Source organism: Mesorhizobium sp. M4A.F.Ca.ET.090.04.2.1, from assembly GCF_003999085.1.
Classification (GTDB): domain Bacteria; phylum Pseudomonadota; class Alphaproteobacteria; order Rhizobiales; family Rhizobiaceae; genus Mesorhizobium.
Genome location: NZ_RZOT01000844.1, coordinates 1 through 1,416, shown reverse-complemented (window position 1 = coordinate 1,416; position 1,416 = coordinate 1). Strand labels below are relative to the sequence as shown.

Genomic DNA, 1,416 nt, shown 5'->3' with positions numbered 1-1,416 from the left:
GCCGAGGCGCTGGCCGCCAGCGAGGACTTTGCCGCAAGCACCGGCGCACTGCAGATCCATGCCTTCAACCAGGAGGAAACGCTGGTCGGGCAAGGCACACTCGGCCTCGAGATCGAGGCCGATCTGCCGGAAATAGACACGCTGCTGGTCGCCGTCGGCGGCGGCGGCCTGATCGGCGGCATCGCCGCCTGGTTCGCCGGTCGCATCAGGATCATCGCCGTCGAGCCGGAGGGCGCGCCGACGCTTTATCGCGCCTTCGAGGCAGGCCGGCCAGTCGATGCGCCAGCCGAAGGCATAGCCGCCGATTCTCTGGCACCCAAGCGCGTGGGAGAGATGATGTTCCCGATCGCCGAGGCCTATGTCGAGCGTTCGCTCCTGATCAGCGACGATGACATCGTCGCCGCGCAGAAGGCGCTCTGGGACCGGGTGCGAATCATTTCCGAGCCGGGCGGTGCCGCGGCCTTCGCGGCGGTGCTCTCCGGCCGCTACCAGCCCTCGCCGGGCGAGCGCATCGCGGTTCTGGTCTGCGGCTCCAACACCGACCCCGCAAAATTCTGACCATAAAGCGGAAAGAACGGTTCACGTTTTTGGAACCCGCCTCGCCTTTGCCGTGTTTGCTGGTACACTTCTAGTCCTGAGGTTCGGGCCATCCCGCCCGGACAGGAAGGCCGATGACGCAACGACCCACTTCCAGCGGCAATCGTGGCCTGGCCGGGCGTCTTGCCCTGAGCCGGCTGGCGACGCGGTCCTCCATGGTGGTCGAGCGTGGCTGGCCGCTGCTTTTGCCGCTGCTCATCCTTGCCGGCCTGTTCCTCAGCATCTCCTGGCTCGGCCTGTTCCCGCTTCTGCCCGACGTCGCGCGCATCGGCGTGCTGATTGTCTTCGCCATAGCCGCCCTCGCAGCGCTCTACCCGCTGAGCGTCTTCCGCTTGCCGACGGCAGCCGAGATCGACCGGCGCATCGAAGCGGCCAATGAACTGCTGCATAGCCCGGTGCAGGTGCAGACCGACCGCCCGAGCGGTCAGGAAAGCATTTTCTCGCAGGCGCTTTGGCGCGAACACCAGAAGCGCATGGCTGAACGGCTGGGCAGTCTTGGCGCCGACCGGCCGCGCGCACGCGTTCCGGAGCGCGACCGCTGGGGCCTGCGCGCCGTCGCGGCGCTGCTCCTGGTCACCGCCTTCGCCTTCTCCTTCGGTCCGTCAGGCGGCCGGATAAGCGACGGCTTCGTCGCCCGCGCCGCGCGCGACGCCGTTCCGCCGCGCATCGACGCCTGGGTGACGCCACCTGCCTATACCGGCAAGCCGCCGCTCTTCCTCACCGCCGACGCCAACCAGGCGGCCGCCACCTTCACCGTGCCGCAGGGCAGCGATGTCTCGCTGCGCGTCACCGGTGGCTCGGGCGAGGAGACGCTGAGCT

The 1,416-nt window shown here is 68.4% G+C and carries 2 protein-coding genes; both read left to right on the top strand.

Going from position 1 to position 1,416, the window contains the following annotated elements; translation table 11 throughout:
* The coding region (locus EN781_RS32510) for a pyridoxal-phosphate dependent enzyme (protein WP_127400722.1) at positions 1–558 on the top strand (558 nt) is incomplete at its 5' end.
* A 113-nt stretch (positions 559–671) separates the two neighbouring features.
* Positions 672–1,416: DUF4175 family protein (locus EN781_RS32505; RefSeq protein ID WP_127400721.1), on the top strand; the 745-nt coding region annotated here is incomplete at its 3' end.